The 17,942-nt window shown below is 72.7% G+C and carries 17 protein-coding genes and 1 pseudogene; 10 read left to right on the top strand and 8 right to left on the bottom strand.

Annotated features, from left to right (window positions below; all coding sequences use genetic code 11):
* The first annotated feature begins 28 nt into the window (after positions 1–28).
* Complete coding sequence (locus L1857_RS29245) at positions 29–988, top strand: ATP-binding cassette domain-containing protein (RefSeq protein WP_116113866.1); 960 nt, start codon at positions 29–31, stop codon at positions 986–988.
* A pseudogene (locus L1857_RS29240) lies at positions 988–1,766 on the top strand (ABC transporter permease). The gene L1857_RS29245 and the pseudogene L1857_RS29240 overlap by 1 nt, the downstream one beginning before the upstream one ends.
* Here L1857_RS29240 and L1857_RS29235 read toward each other — a convergent pair.
* Positions 1,744–4,869, bottom strand: a complete 3,126-nt coding sequence (locus tag L1857_RS29235; protein WP_116113868.1) for an ATP-binding protein — start codon at positions 4,867–4,869, stop codon at positions 1,744–1,746. The pseudogene L1857_RS29240 and the gene L1857_RS29235 sit on opposite strands and share 23 nt — an antisense overlap.
* On the bottom strand, positions 4,866–5,270 hold the full coding sequence (locus tag L1857_RS29230; RefSeq protein WP_094004192.1) for an MmcQ/YjbR family DNA-binding protein: 405 nt from the start codon (positions 5,268–5,270) through the stop codon (positions 4,866–4,868). The genes L1857_RS29235 and L1857_RS29230 overlap by 4 nt, the downstream gene beginning before the upstream one ends.
* Before the next feature lie 94 nt (positions 5,271–5,364).
* Between L1857_RS29230 and L1857_RS29225 the strand changes: the two genes are divergently transcribed.
* From L1857_RS29225 to L1857_RS29215, 3 genes are read left to right on the top strand one after another with little or no spacing between them, the layout of a single operon-like run.
* A complete protein-coding gene (locus L1857_RS29225; RefSeq protein WP_116113871.1) occupies positions 5,365–5,772 on the top strand; it encodes a RidA family protein in 408 nt (135 codons plus the stop codon).
* A 30-nt stretch (positions 5,773–5,802) separates the two neighbouring features.
* A complete protein-coding gene (locus L1857_RS29220; RefSeq protein ID WP_094004260.1) occupies positions 5,803–6,159 on the top strand; it encodes an ArsR/SmtB family transcription factor in 357 nt (118 codons plus the stop codon).
* Positions 6,134–6,628: an SRPBCC family protein gene (locus L1857_RS29215; protein ID WP_240323390.1), complete on the top strand. Its 495-nt coding sequence runs from the start codon at positions 6,134–6,136 to the stop codon at positions 6,626–6,628. Before L1857_RS29220 ends, L1857_RS29215 begins: the two co-directional genes overlap by 26 nt.
* A 511-nt stretch (positions 6,629–7,139) precedes the next feature.
* On the opposite strand, the gene L1857_RS29210 is transcribed toward L1857_RS29215, so the two are convergent.
* Entirely contained in the window at positions 7,140–7,622 is a 483-nt protein-coding gene (locus tag L1857_RS29210; protein WP_094004194.1) for an NUDIX hydrolase, read from the bottom strand.
* Between the two features lie 4 nt (positions 7,623–7,626).
* Complete coding sequence (locus tag L1857_RS29205; RefSeq protein ID WP_249466899.1) at positions 7,627–8,262, bottom strand: nitroreductase family protein; 636 nt, start codon at positions 8,260–8,262, stop codon at positions 7,627–7,629.
* Positions 8,263–8,799: 537 nt separating this feature from the next.
* Here L1857_RS29205 and L1857_RS29200 point away from each other — a divergent pair.
* Positions 8,800–9,015: a dodecin gene (locus L1857_RS29200; RefSeq protein WP_094004196.1), complete on the top strand. Its 216-nt coding sequence runs from the start codon at positions 8,800–8,802 to the stop codon at positions 9,013–9,015.
* 592 nt (positions 9,016–9,607) lie between these two features.
* On the opposite strand, the gene L1857_RS29195 is transcribed toward L1857_RS29200, so the two are convergent.
* Complete coding sequence (locus L1857_RS29195) at positions 9,608–10,024, bottom strand: CBS domain-containing protein (protein ID WP_094004262.1); 417 nt, start codon at positions 10,022–10,024, stop codon at positions 9,608–9,610.
* A 73-nt stretch (positions 10,025–10,097) separates the two neighbouring features.
* Here L1857_RS29195 and def point away from each other — a divergent pair, with 73 nt between their 5' ends.
* On the top strand, positions 10,098–10,715 hold the full coding sequence (gene def, locus L1857_RS29190; RefSeq protein ID WP_116113977.1) for a peptide deformylase: 618 nt from the start codon (positions 10,098–10,100) through the stop codon (positions 10,713–10,715).
* Here def and L1857_RS29185 read toward each other — a convergent pair.
* Positions 10,687–12,051 carry a CHASE3 domain-containing protein gene (locus tag L1857_RS29185; protein ID WP_249466894.1) on the bottom strand — a complete coding sequence of 455 codons (1,365 nt, stop codon included), beginning with the start codon at positions 12,049–12,051 and terminating at the stop codon, positions 10,687–10,689. The two genes, def and L1857_RS29185, sit on opposite strands and share 29 nt — an antisense overlap.
* Positions 12,048–13,379 (bottom strand): MFS transporter, encoded by a 1,332-nt coding sequence (locus tag L1857_RS29180; protein WP_116113975.1) that lies wholly within the window; start codon positions 13,377–13,379, stop codon positions 12,048–12,050. The genes L1857_RS29185 and L1857_RS29180 overlap by 4 nt, the downstream gene beginning before the upstream one ends.
* A 111-nt stretch (positions 13,380–13,490) precedes the next feature.
* On the opposite strand from L1857_RS29180, the gene L1857_RS29175 reads away from it, so the two are divergent.
* The 3 genes from L1857_RS29175 (at position 13,491) to L1857_RS29165 (ending at position 16,237) form a co-directional block, all read left to right on the top strand.
* Entirely contained in the window at positions 13,491–14,492 is a 1,002-nt protein-coding gene (locus L1857_RS29175) for an Lrp/AsnC family transcriptional regulator (protein ID WP_116113972.1), read from the top strand.
* 204 nt (positions 14,493–14,696) lie between these two features.
* Positions 14,697–15,050: a YciI family protein gene (locus tag L1857_RS29170; RefSeq protein ID WP_116113969.1), complete on the top strand. Its 354-nt coding sequence runs from the start codon at positions 14,697–14,699 to the stop codon at positions 15,048–15,050.
* Positions 15,047–16,237: an RNA polymerase sigma factor gene (locus L1857_RS29165; protein ID WP_116113967.1), complete on the top strand. Its 1,191-nt coding sequence runs from the start codon at positions 15,047–15,049 to the stop codon at positions 16,235–16,237. Before L1857_RS29170 ends, L1857_RS29165 begins: the two co-directional genes overlap by 4 nt.
* A 10-nt stretch (positions 16,238–16,247) precedes the next feature.
* Here L1857_RS29165 and L1857_RS29160 read toward each other — a convergent pair whose 3' ends face one another.
* Positions 16,248–17,783 carry an alkaline phosphatase D family protein gene (locus tag L1857_RS29160; protein ID WP_116113964.1) on the bottom strand — a complete coding sequence of 512 codons (1,536 nt, stop codon included), beginning with the start codon at positions 17,781–17,783 and terminating at the stop codon, positions 16,248–16,250.
* Between the last annotated feature and the right edge of the window lie 159 nt (positions 17,784–17,942).

The raw sequence follows: 17,942 nt of genomic DNA, 5'->3' as shown, positions 1-17,942 counted from the left end.
CAACGGAACTCACACCGAGGAGGGGGCTTTGACCACCACCACCACGACCACCCCGGCCATCGAGGTCGCCGGGTTGCGCAAGGCGTTCGGGGACAAGGTCGTGCTCGGCGGGATCGATCTGCGCATCCCGGCCGGCTCGATCTTCGCCCTGCTCGGGCCCAACGGCGCGGGCAAGACGACCATGGTCCAGATCCTGTCGACCTACCTGCGGGCCGACTCCGGCAGCGCCCGCATCGCCGGGCACGACCTCGTCGCCCAAGCCGGGCAGGTCCGCGCCGCCATCGGCGTCACCGGCCAGTTCTCCGCCGTCGACAACAAGCTCACCGGCGAGGAGAACCTCCGGCTGATGGCCGACCTGCACCACCTGCCCAAGGCCGAGGGCCGCCGCCGGGTCGCGGACCTCCTGGAACGCTTCGACCTGGTCGAGGCGAGCAAGAAACTCGCCGCCGTCTACTCCGGTGGCATGCGGCGACGGCTGGACCTCGCGATGAGCCTGGTCGGCGAGCCGCGCATCATCTTCCTCGACGAGCCGACCACCGGCCTCGACCCGCGCAGCCGCCACACCATGTGGGACATCATCCGCGACCTCGTCGACCGCGGCGTCACCGTCTTCCTCACCACCCAGTACCTGGAGGAGGCCGACGAGCTGGCCGACCGCATCGCGGTGCTCGACCACGGCGCGCTCGTCGCCGAGGGCAGCCCGGCGGAACTCAAGCGCCGCATCCCCGGCGGGCACGTCGAACTGCGCTTCGCCGACGCCCCGACCCTCGACCTGGCCGCCCGCACGTTCGGCGAAGTCTCCCGCGACGACGAGGCCCTCACCCTGCAGATCCCCAGCGACGGCGGGGTCCGGTCGCTGCGCGCGCTGCTCGACCGCATGGACCACGCCGGCATCGAGCCCGAAGGCCTCGCCGTGCACACGCCCGACCTGGACGACGTCTTCTTCGCCCTGACCGGCCACCCCACCGAAGAGAAGGTTTCCCGCTGATGCCCGCGCTCACCGACTCCGCCACCATGCTGCGGCGCAACCTCCGCCACGCGTTGCGCTACCCGTCGATGACGCTGAGCGTCGCCGCGATGCCGATCCTCATGCTCCTGCTGTTCAACTACGTCTTCGGCGGCGCGATCGGCGCCGGCCTCACCGGGAGGCCGGCCAGCGGTGACTACCTCGCCTACCTGGTGCCCGGAATGCTGCTGCTCACCGTCGGATCGGCCACGATGCCGGTCGCCGTGGCGATCTGCTCCGACCTGACCGAGGGCATCGTCGCCCGCTTCCGCACCATGGCGATCGCCCGCGCGTCCGTCCTCACCGGACACGTCCTGGGCAACGTGATCCAGGCCGTGGCGAGCCTGCTGATCGTCCTCGGCGTGTCCCTGCTGCTGGGCTTCCGCACCTCGGCCGGGATCGGGGACTGGCTGCTCGTGACCGCCGTCCTGCTGCTGCTCACGCTCGGCCTCAGCTGGTTCTCCGCCGCGCTCGGCCAGCTCTCCAAGACGGTCGAGGGGGCGAGCAACATCGTGATGCCGATGACGTTGCTGCTGCCGTTCCTGTCCAGCGCCTTCGTGCCCCTGGACTCGATGCCGTCGGGCATCCGCTGGTTCGCCGAGTACCAGCCGTTCACCGCGGTCATCGAGACCCTGCGCGGTCTGCTCGCCGGCACGCCGATCGGCTGGTACGGCTGGGCCGCGGTCGGCTGGGGGTGGGCATCGCCCTGCTCGGCTACGTGTGGGCGAAGGCCCTGTTCAACCGCGAACCGACTCGCTGACCAGCTCCAGCGCCGCCAGGCGCAGCTCGTCCGGGCTCAGGCCGGCGTACTCCGACACCGCGTCGGCGTACGCCGGCCCGTCGGCGTTCTCGGCCGCGGCCCGGATCCCGGCCGGCGACATCGTCGGCTGGAAGTTCCGCAGGAAACCCAGCCGCTCGGCCAGCGCCACCATCCGCACCCCGGCGGGGTCGCCGCGGTCCAGCGCCAGCACGCCCAGCGCGAGCAGGACCGTTCCGCGCACCGCCATCCCGATCAGGTAGGCGGGCAGTTTCGCCGCGCTCTCGCTGAACAGCGGCGGCACCAGCGCGGGGAGTTCGGCGACGAGGTCGGCGACCAGGTCGAGCCGGCCGTGCTGCGCGTGCGCGATCACCGTCACCGAGATCAGCTCCAGCGTCCAGGAGTCCAGGCCGGGCGCTTCGCGCAGGGGCAGCACGCCGTTGTCGCGCTGCCGGGCGACCGCCTGCCGCCACAGCGCCAGCCCGTGGTCGACCTCGTTGCGGGCGAGCGCGATCTCCGCCCGCACCCCGAGGTCGAACGTGACGACGTCGAAGCGGTCGTCCACAGTGGACGGGCTGGACCGGGTGAGCCAGCGTTCGGCCTCGTCGACCGCGCCGGCCTGGAGGGCGGCGAGCATGAGACCCCACCGGATGCCGATCGTGTCCGGCCAGGGCGCGAGATCCTGCAGCAGCCGCATCGCCGCGCTCAGGTGCCGGGTGGCCTCCCCGGCGTCGCCCCGCTGCAGGTGCAGCTCGCCGAGCCGGGCGCGCGCCATCAGCCGCAGCCAGGGCGCGTCCGGAACCTCGGCGGCGTCCAGCATCCGCAGCGCCGACGCGAGGGCGCGAGCGGTGTCGCCGTCGGTCTCCCACCAGTAGCTGTCCACGCCGCGCGCGACGTAGGCGAGCAGCGGCTGCTCGCTCTCGCACAGGGCGTCCAGCGCGCGGCGACCGGACCGCGTGATCTCCGGGAACCGGGCCAGCACCGTGGCCAGTGCCCGGATCAGCGTGCTCGGCGGCGCTTCGGGCAGCCGCCGCAGGACGAGCAGCGACCGCACCGCGCGCGGGCCCTGGAGCATGAAGGTCGCGGTGACGCATACGGTCGCCGCGGTGCGGGTCACCTCGACGAACTCCGGTTTCGGGTGGAAGCGCGCGAGCACCGCGGGCACGTCCGTGGTGAGCGCGGCCAGGCGGGAGTAGTTGGAGTCGGCCGTCCACAGCGCGCCCAGCGCCGCCGCCGTGGCCGCGACCGTCGGGCCGTCCCCGCGCTCGATGCCCAGCCGCATCGCCGTCACGAGGTTGTCCTGCTCGGCGCGGATCCGTTCGCTCGCCGTGTACGGGTCGGCGCCGAACACCGATTCGTGGTGCGCCAGACCGAAATCCCGCGCCCAGGCGAGGAAATCGTCGGTGACGCGCGCGGTCGCGCCGGCTTCGGCGAGGCGGGCGGCGCTGAACTCGCGCACCGTCTCCAGCATCCGGAACCGGGTGCCGACCGGGGTGTCGACGACCTTGAGCAGCGACTGGCCGGACAGCTCACCGAGGACGTCGAGGGTGTCGTGGCCGCCCAGCAGGTGCCGGGCGGCGTCCTCGGTGAACCCGCCCGGGAACACCGACAGCGTGCGCATCGCCGCCTGCGCGTGCTCGTCGAGGAGGTGCCAGCTCCAGTCGACGACGGCCTGCAGCGTGCGGTGCCGCTGAGGCGCGTCGCGTGGGCCGCCGCGCAGCAGCGCGAACCGGTCGGACAGGCGCCGGGCGATCTCGGGGACGGACAGCACGCGCACCCGCGCCGCGGCCAGTTCCACCGCCAGCGGCAGGCCGTCGAGGTGACGGCACAGGCCGGTCACGACGTCCGCGGGCAGGTCCGCGTCCGGCCGCGCGGCCCGGGCGCGCTGGGTGAACAGCTCGATCGTGGTGTCCAGGTCCAGCTCCGGCAGCGGGTACACCGACTCCGACGACAGCCCCAGCGGTGCGCGGCTGGTGGTCAGCACGCGCACGTCGCGGGTCATCGACACCAGGGCCCCGACCAGCTCGGCGACGCCGTCGAGGACCTGCTCGCAGTTGTCCAGGATCAGCAGCGCCGGTGCGGCGCCGAGGACCTCGGCGATGCCGGTCAGGTCGTCCGGCGGGCGCGGGCCGGGCGTGCGGCGCGCCTCGCCGACGCCGAGCGCGGTGGCGACGCGGCCGGCGACGTCCTCGTCGGCGCGGACGCCGGCCAGCGCGACGAAGTGGACGAGCGGTTGTTCGGCGGCCCGGCCGACCGCGTGGGCGAGACGGGTCTTGCCCAGCCCGCCGGGACCGACGATCGAGGTGACCCGGGAGCGGCGCAGCAGGTGCGTGATCGCCGCGATGTCGTCCGCGCGGCCGAGCAGCGGGTTGGGGTCGTGCGGGATGCCGTGCCGGACCACGGGCTGCTCGCCGGCGAGCGTTTCCCGTTGCCAGGACAGCAGTTCCGGCCCCGGATCGGTGCCGAGGTCGTCCCGCAGGGCGCGGCGGTGGGTCTCGAACCGGGCCAGCGCCGCCGACGGGCCGGCGGTCGCCGACTCCGACCGCAGCAGTTCCAGCAGGACTTCCTCGTCCCGCGGCCGGTCTCTCGCGGCGGCGGTGAGCGGATCGAGCGCCTCGGCGTGGCGGCCCAGCCGGGACAGCGCCAGCCCGCGGGCCCGGACCAGGAAGCGGTGGGCGGGCTGCCGCTCGCGGCGCAGGGTGGACAGCGGGTCCAGGCCGTCGTCGGCGGAGCCGTCCCACAGCGCGAGCCCGGCGTCCGCCTCGGCGAGCGCGGCCGCGGGATCGTCGGTGCGGGCGGCGGAGGCGTGCTGAAGCAGCGCCGCGGCGTCGACCTGGGCGGGTTCGAGGGTGAGGCGGTAGCCGGTGGGCGTGCTGGCGATCAGGTCCGCGCCGAACTGGGAGCGGGCGCGCGAGACGAGGATCTGCAGCGCCTTCACCGGGTTCTCGGGCTGCTCGTCCGGCCACAGCCCGTCGACGAGCCGGCCCGTGCCGCAGCCGGTGGTCAGGTCGGCGGCGAGCAGCGCGAGGAGGTTCCGCAGCCGGGGCGCGGTGATCTCCCGCCCGCGGCAGGCGACGCGCGACAGCAGGCTCAGCTCGACGGTCACCGGCGTAGGTTAGTGGGTCCGCGGGGCGCCTTCTCCTGGCCGAGCGCGACCCACTGGAGTTTCTCCTGCTCCCGGCGCGGCAGCCCAGCCACGACCAGGTCGTAGGAGTCCTCGATCATCTCGCGCACCAGGTCCTCGGGCACCGAGCCGTCCAGCACGACGGTGTTCCAGTGCCGCTTGTTGAGGTGGTAGCCGGCGGTGATCGCGGGGTGGTCGCGGCGCAGCTGCACCGCGAGGTCCGGGTCGCACTTCAGGCTGATCCGCAGCGGCGTCGACTCCAGCGGGCTGAGGGCGAACATCTTGCCCGCGACCTTGAAGACGCTGTTGGCCTCGCCGAACGGGAACTCCTCGCGCGCACCCGGCAGGGACAGGCACAGTCGTTTGAGTTCGCCAGGCGTCATGGCTCCAGGCTAGCCACGTGCTGCTCCGTCGCCGGTGGCTGCCGCCCGGTTCCGCGAGATAGCCGCGCTGGGTGGCCGGTCCTAGGCTGCGGCGATGACCGAGAGTGAGATGCCGCAGTACGCCAACCCGGCCGGGCTCTTCGCGCTGCCCCAAGTGTTCAGCCTGTCCGTCACCGTCCCCGCGTCGCGCCTGGTGTTCCTCTCCGGGCAGGTCGCTTGGAACGCCCACGGCGAACCGGTCGGGGAGGGTGATCACGTCGCGCAGGTGGAGCAGATCGTGCGCAACATCGACGTCGCGCTCGCCGCGGCCGGCACCAGCCGGGAGCACCTGGTCAAGCACACGATCTACGTGGCGGGGTACCGGCCGGAGCTGGCCGAGGCGATCCTCGCGCCGTTGCACGCCGGGGTGACCACGCGCCCGGCGAGCACGCTCGTCGGGGTGCAGTCGCTGTTCGACCCGCGCTACCTGGTCGAAATCGATGCAGTTGCCTGGGTTCCTTGACGCATTCCCATATGGGTATATATTGGGTGCATGGCACGGGCAGCGACGACAGCGGACGCGTTCAACGCGGTGGCCGAACCGCGGCGGCGGCAGATCCTCGACCTCCTGGCCGGCGGGGAGAAGCCGGTGAACGACCTCGTGTCGGTGCTCGGGCTCGCCCAGCCGCTGGTGTCCAAGCACCTGCGGGTCCTGCGGGAGGTGGGGCTGGTGGAGGTTCGCGATTCGGGACGGCAGCGGGTGTACCGCATCAACGCCCGTCCGTTGAAGGACATCCACGAGTGGGTCAGCGGTTACCAGCGGTTGTGGGACGAGCGGTTCGACCGTCTGGACACGGTGTTGGAAGAACTCAAGGAACTGGAGGATGGAGATGGTCGCGGTGACGACTAGCGGTACGGCGAAGGTGACGCTTCCGGCGGACAACCAGATTCGGATCACGCGTGAGTTCAACGCGCCCGCGCGCCTGGTGTGGCAGGCGTGGACCACGCCGGAGCTGGTGAAGCGCTGGTGGGCGGGCGAGCGTGGCGAGGTGACGTCCGTCGAGGTCGATCTGCGGGCCGGTGGGAGATGGCGCTACGTGATGGTCGCGGACGGCGGTTTCGAGGTCGCCTTCCACGGCGAGTACCAGAAGGTCGTGCCGCACGAGCGGATCGTGTCGACGGAGGTGTTCGAGGGCATGCCGGGCGCGTCCTCGCTGAACACGCTGACCCTGACCGAGCACGACGGGCGGACCACGCTCACCGTGCTGGCCGAGTACCCGAGCAAGGAAGCCCGCGACGGGCACCTCGAGTCCGGTATGGAGGGCGGGATGCAGGAGTCGCTCGACAAGCTGGAGCAGGTGGCGGTTTCGCTCGCGTGAGCCGTCGGCGGCGGGGATTCGCGGTGCGCCGTGGTATCCCCGCCGTTGCGGGTGTCCGGGGTTCGGTGGGCTCCGTGGGATCGGCCTCGGATTCGGTGGGCTTGTCTCTGGATTTGGGCTGGGTCGCTGGGTTCGGTGGGCTCGGTGTCTGGGTTCGGTGGACCCGGCCTCCGGGTTCGATGCGCTCGGTGTCTGGATTTGGTGGGCTCGGCCTCCGGGTTCGATGCGCTCGGTCGCTGGGTTTCGGTGGGCTCGGTGCCTGGGTTTGGTGGGCTCGGTCTCCTTGTTCGGTCGGTTCGTCCCCGGATTCGGTGGCTCGATCTCCCGATTCAATGGGCTCGCTCTGAGCGTTCGGCGAACTCGATCGGGCCGGTTCTCCGGGCGTGGCTTCCTTGAGGCGGACGGGGTTCGCGGCAGCCGCTCGATGTGCGGAAACCCCGAGGCGCTACCTGCCAACGGGGCTCCCGCACACGCGCGATGCCGATGGCGTCGCGCGCCGGCCGCGTGCCATTCAGGCGCGCAGAACTCCGCGCGCGAGCAGGGTTTCCCGCAGGCGCTCGACGATCGGCACCTGGCCCTTCACCAGCAGCTCGGCCGCGCGATCGGGACCGGTCCACTCGATGCGGTCGACCTCCGGGAACTCCTGCACGCGGCCGGATCCCTTGGGCCATTCCATCTCGAACGTGTTGCTCGCGAACCCGGCCGGGTCGAAGTCCCCCTCGGCGGCGAACGTCGTGATGACCTTGCCGCTGGACTGGCGGAACTCGCCCAGCTCCAGGATCTCGCCCGCGAGCACGGGCTCGCCGACCTCCTCGGCGAACTCGCGCCGTGCCGCGACCAGCGGGTCCTCGTCGGTGTACTCGCCCTTCGGGATGGACCAGGCCCGCTCGTTCTTGCGTGCCCAGAACGGCCCGCCCATGTGCGCGATGAGCACCTCCAGGCCGCCGTCGCCGGTCAGGCGGTAGAGCAGGAACGCCGCGCTCTTCCTGGGCACCGGGTCACCACTGGTCGTAGTGCAGGACCTCGGACAGGGGCTGCCGCTTCGCCGGCTTGAACGTCTCGCCGGTGTAGAACGCGGTGGGGATCAGCGCCGCCTGGCGGACGTGGTCCGGAATGTTCAGTAGTTCAGCCGCCTCCTTCTCGTAGACCAGGTGCAGCGACGTCCAGGCCGTGCCGAGGCCGAGGGTGCGCGCGGCCAGCATGTAGCTCCAGACCGCGGGCAGGATCGAGCCCCACAGCCCGGCCTGGTTGCCCTCGGGGAGCTTGCCGCCCGGGACGTGGATCGCCGGGACGAGCAGCACCGGCACCTCGGCCATGTGCTCGGCCAGGTAGTCGGCGCTGTTCATCACCCGGTGCTGGGTGGCCGCGCGGTCCGCGTCGCCGGCGTAGCGCTCCTCCGGGGCCGGGCCCGTGTCGCGGTAGGCCTTGTAGGACTTCGCGTACAGCTCGGCCAGCTGGGCGCGCTTGTCGGCGTCGGTGACCACGACCCAGTGCCAGTCCTGCCGGTTCGACCCGGTGGGCGCCTGGAGGGCGAGGGTGATCGCCCGCTCGATCAGCTCGCGCGGCACGGGGCGGGAGAGGTCCAGCCGCTTGCGCACGCTGCGGGTGGTGGTCAACAGCTCCTCTGGTGTCATGCCCCCGATCCTGGCACGAGCCGCTCAGCCGGAGGAGGCGGCTTCGGAGGCGGGCGGTTCGCGACGGGTTGGTGGGGGAGGGCCGGTGCCGGGGCGGGTTCGGTGTTCGGCGGGTGGTGGGTTTGGGGTGGGAGGTGTGGGCGCGGTTGGAGGCGCGGGGGCGGTTGGGGTGGGCTGTGGTCGGTGGGCAGCGACGTGAGGATGGGTGGTGTGGGGCAGCTTGAGGCGCGTGGTGCTGTGGGGTGGCGGGCAGTGGGGGACGCGTGGTGCTGTGGGGTGGCGGGCAGTGGGGGACGCGTGGTGCTGTGGGGTGGCGGGCAGTGGGGGACGCGTGGTGCTGTGGGGTGGCGGGCAGTGGGGGACGCGTGGTTTCTGTGCGTCTCGCGGGCTGGCGGGTGAGTGGTTGTGTGGCGCCACTTCAGGTGGGGGGATGGGCTCGTGGGAGCCGCGCGCGGTGAGATCGCGCGCGGATGCGGGGCCGCGCGTGGCGGGTGACAATTCCGGGGCCGGTATTCGCCTAGGGCAAGGAGGCCTGTCATGGCTGGGCACACCTATCGCGTCACCGAGATCGTCGGCTCGTCGAGTGAGAGTCTGGACGCCGCCATCCGTGGGGGGATCGAGCGTGCGGCGCGGACGTTGCGGGGACTGGACTGGTTCGAGGTGACCGAGATCCGCGGCCACATCGAGAACGGCGCTATCGGGCACTTCCAGGTCGGGCTGAAGGTCGGGTTCCGGCTGGAGGACGCGGACTGACCGGGCCACGGTGTGCAGGGCGCGCCGCAGGAATGTCCACTTGAGACCGAACCGGGCTGCGGTGAGGGCGTTGGAGTTCATGGCACCAGGTTAGGTTCGGGGACCGACAAAATCCCGCAGCGGCTGGGAAATCGCCACCCTATCGGGTCGAATGCGTTGAATCACCCGACTGGAGCAAGGGGTTCTGGCGCTTGGGGCCGGTTCGGCGGGGTCGATGATTCCGTTGCCGCTGACGGGAAATGGTGCTCGCGGCGGGAGTTTCGCTTGCGGTGCCTCGGCCGGGCGCGCCCGGCCCGGGGGAGGCTGTGCGGGGGTGTGCGTGGGGTGCGGCGCGCTACTGGGCCGCGTGGCCGCAACGGGTCGTGGCGCGTGGCGGTTGCGACGTGCGCGGAGCCGCGTGCCTGGGAGTGGTGGTGGCGCGTGGTGGCCTGCGAGGCCGCGTGGCTGGGAGTGTGCTGCTGGGCCGCATGGCTGGGAGTGCCGCTGCGGGCGCGGTCGGCCGCGCCCGCAGCGGCAGACGCCGCGCCTGGGCGGGGGCCGCCCGACGACTCGAGCAGCCCCCGCCCCGAAGCAGTCCCCGGCCGCGCGGACGTCAGTCCGCCGACAGGGCCTGCAGCAGGTCGCCTATCTGGGGTTCGTCCAGTGAGCGGGCCACGTCCGCCTGCGCCACGATCCCCACCAGGTCGTGGCCGTCGATCACCGGGAGCCGGCGCACCTGGTGCTGCGACATCGTGCGCAGGATTTCCTCCGCGCTGTCGTCCGCGCCGATCGTGACGGCCTCTCCCTGCGCCAGCTCACCGGCGTTCACCGCGCGCGGGTCCTTGCCCTCCGCCAGCACCTTCACCACGATGTCCCGGTCGGTCAGCATGCCCTTCAACCGGTTGTCCTCACCACAGATGGGCATCGCCCCCACCTGCAGCTCCGCCATCCGCTTCGCGGCGTCCAGCACGGTGTCGCTGGTACGCACGCACTCGGGATCGGGCGTCATGATATCGCGAGCCTTGGTCATCTTCGCCTGCCTCCGGTCCACGTCGAACTGGGCACTCGCCGTCATACCCGCCCGCGGTTGGTTTACTCGTCCCATGTCCGAGATCGCGGTCCACTACGACGTCGCCACCGGCGGCGACCTGGCCCACCACTACGCGCGCGGCGAATCCCGCCCGATCACCGCCGTCGGCAACCCCGTGCTGCACCACCCCTGCGCCGACGTCACCGAATTCGGCGACGACCTGGCGCAGCTGGTGTCCGACATGTTCGTCAGCATGCGCACCGCCCGCGGCGTGGGCCTCGCGGCCAACCAGATCGGCGTCCCGCTGCGCGTGTTCGTCTACCTCTGCCCGGAGAGCTACCAGCGCGGCGACGACGAGCCGTGGCACGTCGGCCACGTCGTCAACCCGGTCGTCGAGATCACCGGCGACGACACCGGCGCCCACCCCGAGGGCTGCCTGTCCGTGCCCGGCGCCCGGGCCGTCGTCCGGCGCGCCGCCCAGGTCACCGTCCGCGGGTTCGACCTCGCCGGCAACCCCGTCGCCGTGCCCGGCCGCGACCTGCTCGCCCGCTGCTTCCAGCACGAGACCGACCACCTGAACGGCCGCCTCTACCTCGACCACCTCACCCCCGAGGACCGCGAAACCGCCCTCGCGGACATGAGCGAACCGGCCTACCCGGTCGTCACCACGGACGCCGCCACTCGACCGTGACGCGGCCCGCCTCCCGGCGCACGACCGCGTCCCCGGACGCCTCCGCCACCGCCCGCTCCACCCCGGCCACCCGCGAGTCCGGCACCACGCACGCCACCCGCAGCCGGATCGCTTGACCGGACAGCACCAGCTCGACCTCCTCCGCGCCGCCGCCCGGCACCGCGGCGGCGCGCAGGAGGGCGCGCAGCACCTGGGTCACCTCGGCGACGACCTCCTCCGGCGGCGCCACGTCCAGATCGCCGGTGAGCACCAGCTCCGGCACGCGGCCGTGGGTCGTCTCCAGCTCCCCGACCACCTCGCTGACCTGGGCGCGCAGGGACGACCGGGTGGGCGCCGCCGTGCCGTACACCGAGGTCCGCAGCGCCGCGATGGTCCGATCGATGCCGCTGATCGCGGTCGCCATCACCGGCCCGGACCGCGGGAACCGGGCGGCCGCCGACTGCAGGTCCAGCGTGATGCCGTAGAGCCGGCGGATCGCGGTCTCACCGAGCGTGTGGGCGATCCGGTCGGTCTCCTCCAGCCGGGCGATCCGGTTCGCGGCCGCCGCCACCTGTTCGCTCTCCGACAGGATCCGCACCCGCATCGCCTCGACCGCTTCGCCCAGCCCGGTCAGCTCGTCCGGCCCGGCCGCCTCGACCGTGCGGTGCAGATCGCCGCCGGAGACCTCCCGCACCTGCGCGACGAGCCGGTTCAGCGGCGCCACGAGCGACCGGCGCAGGATGAACACGCTCGCCAGGCCCAGCACGAGGGCGAGCCCCACGCACACCCCGGTGGTCACGTTCGCGGTGGCGTTCACGCGGCGCGAGGACGCCAGTTCGGCCTCGATCAGCTGGTCGACACGGTTCTGCAGCGCGGCCAGCCGGGCACGCAGGGTGTCGAACAACGCCTTGCCCGGCTGGTTGTCCGCGAGCGTGCCGTCCCGCCGGGCCAGTGCGATCGCGGGCTCGGCCGACTGCGTGCGCCAGGCGGTGCCCGCGGCGCGGGCTTCGCGGAGGAGGGTGATCGTTTCCGCGTCGTCCGCCAGCAGCCGCGCGATGTGGTTCTCCGCTTCGCTGACCGCCGCGCGCCCCGAATCGTAGGGTTGCAGGAATTGCGGATCACGCGTCAGCAGAAAACCGCGTTCGCCGGTTTCCATGTCCACGTAACCCTTGCCGAGCGCGGCCACCGCGGCCTGCGCCGGGCGCAGGGTGTCCCGCACGCGTGAACCCGCGTCGCTCACGTGGACCCGGGCCGCGGTGGCGACGATCGAGGTGGTCGTGAGCAGCACGAGCAACCCGGCGACGAGCAGGAAGACCCGCCACCGCAACGTCCGCGGCCGGAATCGCGGAATGGTCACGAAACACGATAACCCCGGTCCCGGGAAAACCGAGAGCGCCGATTTCCCGCCATCAGCGCGGAACCACCGGCGGCGCCGATCATCACAACGATCGCGATCCGGTACGCCGCCACGGTTCCGCCGCCGAAGAACACGCCGCCGAGCAGCGCGACGCCCACTGTGGCGCCGAGTTGCTGCACCGCGTTGAGCAGCCCGGCGGCGGAGCCGACTTCCGCCGGGCGCACCGCGTGCAGCGCCGCGGTGAAGAACGCCGGGCTGAACAAGCCGGCGCCGATCCCGATGACCCCGAGCGCGCCGAGGAACACGCCGTGAGCGGTCACCACGCACGCGGTGACCAGACCCGCGACCAGCACGGCGATCCCGGCCGGCATCACGCGGTTTCCGAAGCGGGGCACCAGGATCGAGCCCGCGATCCAGGACGCCACGCCGAGCCCGGCGGACCACGGCACGAGCGTCAGCCCGGCGGCCCGCACGCCCGCCCCGGCGTCGAGTTGCTCGTGCAGGACCACGACCAGGGTCAGACCGGAGGTCGCGGTGAAGAACAACGCGGACGTGACGAGCGCGGCGGGGAACCGGCGGCCGGCGAACAGCGACGGCTCGACCAGCGGCGTCCGGGTGCGACGCTGGTGCAGGACGAAGAAGACGAGCACGGCGACACCGCCCGCCAGGAGCGGGTAGTCCGGAGTGGACATCTCGGCCAGCGGGTAGACCAGCAGCCCGGTGCCGGCGATCGCGAGTGCCGTGCCCGGCAGGTCGAGGCGCGGGCGTCCCGGGGCGCGGTCCTCGGGCAGGTTCCGGGCCAGCAGCAGGACGAGCGCGGACAGCGGCACGTTCACCAGGAACGCCGAGCGCCAGGACCACGCCTCGGTCAGCACGCCGCCGAGCACCGGCCCGCACACGGCCGCGAGTCCCATCACTGGGCCGATCGCGCCGAGCGCCCGGGACAGTGCGGCACCGGTGAACATCGCGCGGATCAGCCCGATGGTCTGCGGGATGATCACGGCCGCCGCGGCGCCCTGCGCGGCGCGGAACACGATCAACGCGGCCGAAGCCGGCGCGAGCGCGCAGGCCAGCGAGGTGAGCAGGAACGCGGTCACGCCGATGCGGAACACCCGGCGGCGCCCGGCCAGGTCGCCCAGCCGCCCGCCGGTGATCAGCAGCACGGCGAACGGCAGGGTGTAGGCGGCGCTGAACCACGGGATGTCCGACACCGGCCCGGGCAGGCTCTGGTGCACGGCGGGCGCGGCGACCTGGACGATCGTCGAGTCCAGCAGGTTCATCGCCTCGGCGGTCAGTAGGGCGGTCAGGGCCGCCGCTCGGTCACGCATGGAACTTCCCTTCGGATCGGTCGCCGACAGGGTGGAAGGCCACCGATCGCAATTCCATTCGCTCGGCCAGATCTGCCGGATTCTTCCGCAGCAAGGGCTACAGTGCGGCATATGACCGCGCTGGACGACCTCGACCGCGGGCTGCTCCACGCCCTCCACCTCGACGCGCGGGCGCCGTTCACGAAGATCGCCGCCGTGCTGGGCACGTCGACGCAGACCGTGGTGCGGCGCCACCAGCGGCTGGCGCGCGAAGCCGGGCTGCGCGTGACCGGCCTCCCGGACGCCGCCGGGACGCGCCGGCAGCAGTGGATCGTCCGCCTCACCGCGGCGCCCAGCACGGCGCACGACATCGCGCACGCCCTCGCGCGGCGGACCGACACGGCGTGGGTGCGGCTCACCTCGGGCGGGACGGAGATCGTCGCGATCGTCCGGGCCGAACCGGGCGCGGGGAACTCCCTGCTGCTGCGCGACATCCCGCGCGCCGCGAGCGTCACGTCGGTCTCGGCCCACTACCTGCTGCACACCTACCTCGGCGGGCCCACCGCGTGGCGTGGTCACCTCGACGCGCTGACACCCGCGCAGCAACGGGAACTGAGCCGTCCGGCGCCGTCCGGCGAACCGGTCGATCTCGGGGAGGCGGACTGGACGCTGCTGGCCGCGCTCGCGCAGGACGGCCGCGCCAGCTACACCGATCTGGCGTCGGCGACCGGCTGGTCCGCATCGACCGTGGCGCGGCGGGTCGAGGACCTCCGCGCGCGCGGCGCGTTGTTCTTCGACGTCGAGATCGACGACGCGCTGCTCGGCATCACGGCTTCGGCGTTGCTGTGGATGTCCGTGCCGCCGGCGCACCTGGACGCGGTCGCGACGGAACTGGCCGGGCACGCGGAACTGGCCGTCGTCGCCGCCACGACCGGGCGGACCAACCTGCTGGCGAACGCGTTGTGCGCGGACACCGCCGCGCTGCACCGCTACCTGACGACCCGGCTCGCGCTGCCCGCCATCACGCACCTGGAAACCGCGCCGATCCTGCGGACCCTGAAGGCGGTGGCGCCGGTGATCACCCCGGCCGGCACGGCTTCGGTCCGCGCCGGCCGGGGGCGGCCCGTTCGATAGCGGGCCCGCGCACGCGCGCCTCGGCGACCGGGCCGGGCGCGCGGTGTGGAGCCGGGCGCGCCGGAACGGGCGGGCGTCGCGTGGAGTTTCGGTGCGCTCCACTGTCGTCCCCGGACCGGGTGTGCGTCAAAGTGTTTTCGGCCGGGTGTCGATCCGCCGGGACGCCGTTCGTGTAGAGGGTGACACCGACCCCGAGGAGGGACCATGACGCACTACCTGCTCACGATCTACCAGCCCGACGGCGAGCCGCCCGCGCCGGAGATCCTGGAGCCGATCATGGAGGACGTGGCGGCGTTCCAGGAGGAGCTGCGGGCCGCGGGCGCCTGGGTGTTCAACGCCGGCCTGCACCCGCCGTCCACCGCGACCGTCGTGCGCGCCCAGGGCGACGACGTGCTCGTCACCGACGGGCCGTACCTGGAGGGCAAGGAGCACGTCGGCGGGTTCACCGTCATCCAGGCCGCCCACCTGGACGAGGCGCTGGAGTGGGGCCGCAAGCTCACGGCGGCGACCACACTGCCCATCGAGGTCCGGCCGCTGGTCGACGGGTCCTGCGGTTGACCGGCGAGATCGCCCGCGTCTTCCGCGCGGAGTACGGGCGCGCGGTGGCCGTCCTGGTCCGCGTTTTCGGGGACATCGACATCGCCGAAGAAGCGGTCCAGGACGCGTTCACCACCGCGGTCCAGCGCTGGCCGGAGGAGGGCGTGCCGCCCAGCCCGGCGGGCTGGATCATCACCACCGCCCGCAACCGCGCCATCGACCGGTTGCGGCGCGAGGCCACCCGCGACGACCGGCAGGCCCACGCGGCCCTGCTGCACGCGCGCGACGAGCCGGTGGAGGAGGGTGCCGTGCCCGACGAACGGCTGCGGCTGATCTTCACGTGCTGCCACCCGGCGCTCGCCCCGGCCGCGCGGGTCGCGCTCACCCTGCGGTTGCTGGGTGGCCTGACGACGGCTGAGATCGCGCGCGCGTTCCTGGTGCCGGAGAAGACGATGGCGCAGCGGATCGTGCGCGCGAAGGGCAAGATCCGCGCCGCGCGCATCCCGTACCGGGTGCCGGACGAGACGGACCTGCCGGACCGTCTGCGGGCCGTGCTCGCGGTGCTGTACCTGGTGTTCAACGAGGGCTACACCGCCCGGCGCGAAGGCCTGTGCGCCGAGGCGATCCGGCTGGCGCGGGTGCTCGCCGGGCTGATGCCGGACGAGCCCGAGGTGCTGGGGCTGCTCGCGTTGATGCTGCTTACCGAGTCGCGCCGCGCCGCCCGCACCGGGCCGGGCGGCGAGCTGGTGCTGCTGGCCGACCAGGACCGGAGCCGGTGGGACCGGGCGCTGATCGCCGAGGGGCAGCAGCTGGTGCGGCGGTGCCTGCGCCGCGGGCAGCCCGGGCCGTACCAGATCCAGGCCGCGATCAACGCCGTGCACAGCGATGCGCCGACCGCCGCGGACACCGACTGGCGGCAGGTCGTCGCGCTGTACGACCAGCTGCTGGTGGTCGCGCCCTCCCCGGTGGCCGCGCTGCACCGGGCGGTCGCGGTGGCCGAGGTCGACGGTCCCGCGGCCGGGCTGGCCCTCGTCGAGGAGCTCGACCTGGCGGAGTACTACCTGTGCCACGCGATCCGGGCGGATCTGCTGCGCCGGCTGGACCGGCGGGAGGAAGCGGCGCGCGCCTACGAGGAAGCCCTGGGGCGGACGGAGAACGCGGCCGAGCGGGAGTTCCTCACCCGCCGGCTGCGCGAGACCGGCGGGTGAGGACCCCGGATCAGCCCTGCTGCGCCCCCGCGCGGCCGGCTTCGATGGCGAAGCTGGCCCGCGTCCGGACGGGCGAGCCCGGCCGGGTCACGTAGTCCACGATCCGGTAGTCGGCGGTCCACGACTCCCGCGTGATCGTGTTGCGCACGTAGCCCCGCTTGCGGTTGATGAACTTGATGTGCGGGTTCTCCGCCAGCTGCACGCGGTCACCGGGGTTCTGGTCGGTCCCGTCCCCGCCCGAGGTGATCGACGTGCCCACCAGCTCGGTCGCCACCGTCGGCGACGCCGGGTCCTCGAAGTCGGCCTTCACGTCGGCCACGTAGTTCGCGTGCACGTCGCCGGTGATGACCACCGGGTTGCTCGCCTGGGCCAGCCGCGAGCGCACCAGGTTCCGTTCGACGTAGTAGTTGTCCCAGGCGTCGTCGCTGAACGAGTCCGCCGTGCCGGAGGTGAAGTCGCGCTGGGAGAAGAACACCTGCTGCGCCAGCACGTTCCACCGCGCGGTGGGGCCGGACAGGTTGCGCAGCAGCCACTCCTTCTGCTGTGCGCCCAGGATCGTGCGCGACGGGTCCAGCCGCGCGTCGCCGGCGACCTGGTCGTCGCGGTACTGGCGGGTGTCCAGCAGGTGCACGTCCACCAGGTCGCCGAAGGTGAGACGGCGGAAGATGCGGATGTCCGGCCCGGTCGGGTGCTGGGCGCGGCGCAGCGGCATGTGCTCCCAGTACGCCTGGAACGCCTGCGCCCGCCGCTGCCGGAACACGGCCGGGTCCTGATCGGGCTCGGTGTCCGGCTGGGAGATGTCGCCGGCCCAGTTGTTCTCCACCTCGTGGTCGTCGAACACGACCGCCCACGGGAACGCGGCGTGCGCGGCCTGCAGGTCCGCGTCGCCCTTGTACTGGGCCAGCCGGACGCGGTAGTCGGCCAGGGTGAACGTCTCCGCCACCGGGGTGTGGCCGCGGCCGATGCTGCCCTGGCCGTTGCCCTCGTAGATGTAGTCGCCGAGGAACGCCACCAGGTCCAGGTCCTCCTGCGCCAGGTGGGCGTGCGCGGTGTAGAAGCCGTCCGGGTAGTTCTGGCAGCTGGCGAACGCGAACGAGAACTTGTCCAGCCGCGCGCCCGGCCGTGATGCCGTCTTGGTGCGGCCCACCGGGCTGATCTCGTTGCCGACGCGGAAGCGGTAGAAGTACTCGGCGCCGGGCCGCAGGCCGGACACCTCGGCGTGCACGGTGTGCGCGGACTCCGGCCGAGCGATCTCGGCGCCGGCGCGCACCACGTGCCGGAACCGCTCGTCCGCGGCCACCTGCCACTGCACGGGCACGACCTTCGACGGCATCCCGCCGAGGCCGTCCGCGGCCAGTGGCTCGGGCGCGAGCCGGGTCCACAGCACCACGCCGTCGGGCAGCGGGTCGCCCGAGGCGACGCCGAGGGTGAACGGGTCGCGGACGGGGCTGGCGGAGGCGGTGCCCCAGCCGGAGAAGGCGGCCGCGCCGAGCGCGGCGCCACCGGCGATCAGGACTTGACGGCGCGTGGGGGAGAGGTCGGACATGCGTCACCTTTTCGGGGGTTCGGGGAGAAGGCGCGCACACGCTAAGCAGGCCGGGTGACCGCTGCCCGAATGCGTGGTGGACGGGACGTTGATGATCGGGGATGTCACATCACGGTTCGATCACCGCGGGTAGCGCGGTGCCCCGAACGGACGATCACT

This window comes from Amycolatopsis thermalba (assembly GCF_023376025.1).
In the GTDB taxonomy this organism is placed as follows: Bacteria; Actinomycetota; Actinomycetes; order Mycobacteriales; family Pseudonocardiaceae; genus Amycolatopsis_E; species Amycolatopsis_E thermalba.
The sequence above is the reverse complement of the archived record's forward strand: the minus strand, read 5'-3'. Positions and strand labels throughout refer to the sequence as shown.

Excerpts from the sequence above, each read along its gene's own strand:
- L1857_RS29230 (WP_094004192.1), bottom strand. The coding sequence starts at position 5,270 with ATGACGCCTGGCGAACTCAAACGACTGTGCCTGTCCCTGCCGGGTGCG.
- L1857_RS29225 (WP_116113871.1), top strand. The coding sequence starts at position 5,365 with ATGACCGAGAGTGAGATGCCGCAGTACGCCAACCCGGCCGGGCTCTTC.
- L1857_RS29220 (WP_094004260.1), top strand. The coding sequence starts at position 5,803 with ATGGCACGGGCAGCGACGACAGCGGACGCGTTCAACGCGGTGGCCGAA.
- L1857_RS29215 (WP_240323390.1), top strand. The coding sequence starts at position 6,134 with ATGGAGATGGTCGCGGTGACGACTAGCGGTACGGCGAAGGTGACGCTT.
- L1857_RS29205 (WP_249466899.1), bottom strand. The coding sequence starts at position 8,262 with ATGACACCAGAGGAGCTGTTGACCACCACCCGCAGCGTGCGCAAGCGG.
- L1857_RS29200 (WP_094004196.1), top strand. The coding sequence starts at position 8,800 with ATGGCTGGGCACACCTATCGCGTCACCGAGATCGTCGGCTCGTCGAGT.
- L1857_RS29195 (WP_094004262.1), bottom strand. The coding sequence starts at position 10,024 with ATGACCAAGGCTCGCGATATCATGACGCCCGATCCCGAGTGCGTGCGT.
- def (WP_116113977.1), top strand. The coding sequence starts at position 10,098 with ATGTCCGAGATCGCGGTCCACTACGACGTCGCCACCGGCGGCGACCTG.
- L1857_RS29180 (WP_116113975.1), bottom strand. The coding sequence starts at position 13,379 with ATGCGTGACCGAGCGGCGGCCCTGACCGCCCTACTGACCGCCGAGGCG.
- L1857_RS29175 (WP_116113972.1), top strand. The coding sequence starts at position 13,491 with ATGACCGCGCTGGACGACCTCGACCGCGGGCTGCTCCACGCCCTCCAC.
- L1857_RS29170 (WP_116113969.1), top strand. The coding sequence starts at position 14,697 with ATGACGCACTACCTGCTCACGATCTACCAGCCCGACGGCGAGCCGCCC.
- L1857_RS29160 (WP_116113964.1), bottom strand. The coding sequence starts at position 17,783 with ATGTCCGACCTCTCCCCCACGCGCCGTCAAGTCCTGATCGCCGGTGGC.